This is a genomic window from Pseudomonas sp. MF6776, from assembly GCF_016613125.1.
In the GTDB taxonomy this organism is placed as follows: Bacteria; Pseudomonadota; Gammaproteobacteria; order Pseudomonadales; family Pseudomonadaceae; genus Aquipseudomonas; species Aquipseudomonas iridis.
In genome coordinates this window covers 1-2,606 of the sequence record NZ_JAENSQ010000084.1, presented here as the reverse complement: position 1 = coordinate 2,606, position 2,606 = coordinate 1, and the positions used below count along the sequence as shown (strand labels likewise).

The window sequence follows — 2,606 nt, the reverse complement described above, 5'->3', positions numbered from 1 at the left end:
TGTTGGTGCTGATGGAAAATTGACCCACCCTGCCGATTGAAATTTGACCCAGGGCGGATTGCTGATTTCTATATCAGCAACTGTGGATAAGTCTATCAGCGCAGCTGCTTTAAAATCCCTTCCTTTCGATCGCCCCAAGTGGCGACTGAAGACCTGCCACATGTCGTCATGCAGCAGGCCATCCTTTCCCTAAAATCAAAACGGTTCGTCGTCCACCGGCTTCTGATCGTCCTTGCGTTTTCGCTCCCGTGATTTGATCTTTGCCTGAGCCGCCAAGCTGCTGTGTTGCAGGCGGTAGGACTCGTTGCCCGTTTCGACGATGTGGCAGTGGTGCGTAAGCCGATCCAGCAGGGCGGTGGTCATCTTGGCGTCGCCGAGCACGCGCGACCATTCTGCGAAGCTCAGGTTGGTCGTGATCACGACGCTGGTGTGCTCGTACAGCTTGGACAGCAGGTGAAAAAGCAGAGCACCGCCAGCCTGACTGAATGGCAAGTAACCCAGCTCATCGAGGATGACCAAGTCCATGCGCAGCAGTGCTTGGGCGATGCGCCCGGCTTTACCGTCATGCTTCTCGCGCTCCAGCAGATTGACCAGGTCAACCGTGGAGTAGAAGCGCACGCGCTTGCCGTGCAGAGTGATGCCGGACACGGCTAGCGCGGTGGCCAGGTGGGTCTTGCCGGTGCCCGGCCCGCCGATGAGTACCACGTTCTGTGCCGTGTCGGTGAAGGCCAGGCTGGCCAGTTCCCTGATCAGCCGTGCGTCGGCGCTGGAGGCGCTGAAGTCGAAGCCAGCCAGGTCACGGTGCATGGGCAGCTTGGCCATGTTCATTTGATGGCTCACCGAGCGCATGGCGCGATCCGCATGCTCCTGTTGCAGCAGGTGTTCGAGCAACCATTTCGAGGAGGCTAGGGCCGACTCACCCTGCGCCGTCAAGTCCGCCCAAGCATTGGCCATGCCGTGCAGGCGCAGCTCTTTGAGTTCTGCCATGAGATCACGCATGACGGATCTCCTCGACGCTGCCGCGTAAACGGTCGTAGCGCGCCGTGTTCGCGACAGGCGCTTCCTTGAGCTGCAAGTGAGTCTCGACGGAGGGCGGTGGCTCGGTCGCTGTCAGCCGCGCCACGACATTCAAGACGTGTTCGGCGCTCAGGGTGCCGGCTTCGAGTACCAGTTCAACGGCCACCAATACGGCATCGAGTCCGGCGACGGGTACGGCAGCCAGGACTTGCGCCATGATCCGGTCACCGCCGGCATGACGTGTCAGGCCGTGTTTGAGTTGCCGCAGTGGTGTTGGTAGATCCGCAAAAGGAGCGCCATTGCGCAGTGCGCCCGGCTTGCGCTCGATCAGCGGGATGTAGTGCTGCCAGTCATAGTTGACCTGGTCGCGATCCAGCAAGCGCGCGTGGCTGGCAATCAATACGTCATCAGCTACCACCTCGATCCGCGTCGGATACAGGCGGCAACTGAGCCACTTGCCGGCGTACTCACAGGGTACCGAGTAGCGGTTTCGTCCCATGCTGACCAGGCAGGTGCTGGAAACCCGCGCCGCACGCTCGACGTAACCGTCGAAGGGCGCGGGCATGGGCATCATTTCGGCCCGCTCCAACTCCAACACCTCAGCCACGCTCAGCCCGCTGTATTGCGGGTGCGGAAGCTCGCTCCAGAGTGCGCGGCAGCGCTGCCCGAGCCAGGCATTGAGTTCCTCGAAGGAGTGGAATTGACGGTCTTGGGCGTCCAGCCAGATACGCCTGCGACTGTCCTGCACGTTCTTTTCGACGATGCCCTTTTCCCAACCTGAGGCAACGTTGCAGAAATCCGGATCGAACAGGTAGTGCGCGCACATCACCGCGAAGCGCGCATTCACCGTGCGGCCTTTGCCCTTGTTGACCTTGTCGACGGCCGTCTTCATGTTGTCGTAAATGCCTCGGCGTGGCACGCCGCCTAAGGCGCTGAACGAGCGCGTATGCGCGTCGAACAGCATCTCGTGACCTTGGCTCGGATAAGCCACCAGCCAGAAGGCACGGCTCGCGCACAGCTTCAGGTGCGACACCTGCATGCGCCGGTAAATGCCGCCGATCAGCAAGCCTTCCTCGCTCCAGTCAAACTGAAACGCCTCGCCAAGGGCAAAGGTCAACGGCACAAAGGCGTGCGCTGCCTTGCCCTGATCCCCGCGCCAGGCACGGACAAACGCGGTGAGCTGGCTGTAGCCACCGTCATAACCCTCGGCTTTGATTTGTGCCAGCAGCGCCTTGGCACTGCGCCGTTGTTGCTTGGGACGCAGCGAGTCGGCTTTAAGCGCCTGCTCCAGCGTGCCGTGAAACGGACTCAGCTTGTTGAAAATGGCCCGGCGCAGGTACACCGGCTGCTTGGCTTCCGGCGCTCTGACCCACTTGCGAATGGTGTTGCGCGCCAATCCGGTGCGCTTGGCTATCTCATGCAACGACAGCTTGTCGCGGAAATACATCCGCCGAATTTTGCCCATCATTTCCATACTGATCACCCTGTGTTCTCCTGCTCATAAATTGAGCAGGAGCAGTTGAGCACCTGGGTCAGTTTTCGATCGGCAGAACAGCCTCTACTGGGTCAGTTTTCGGTCAGCGGCAACA

At 60.5% G+C, this 2,606-nt stretch carries 2 protein-coding genes; both read right to left on the bottom strand.

The window, feature by feature from the left end; genetic code table 11:
• Positions 1 to 195: 195 nt before the first annotated feature.
• Complete coding sequence (gene istB, locus JJD74_RS30470; RefSeq protein ID WP_003117254.1) at positions 196 to 999, bottom strand: IS21-like element ISPst3 family helper ATPase IstB; 804 nt, start codon at positions 997 to 999, stop codon at positions 196 to 198.
• Positions 992 to 2,491, bottom strand: a complete 1,500-nt coding sequence (istA, locus tag JJD74_RS30465; RefSeq protein WP_126543471.1) for an IS21 family transposase — start codon at positions 2,489 to 2,491, stop codon at positions 992 to 994. The genes istB and istA overlap by 8 nt, the downstream gene beginning before the upstream one ends.
• Between the last annotated feature and the right edge of the window lie 115 nt (positions 2,492 to 2,606).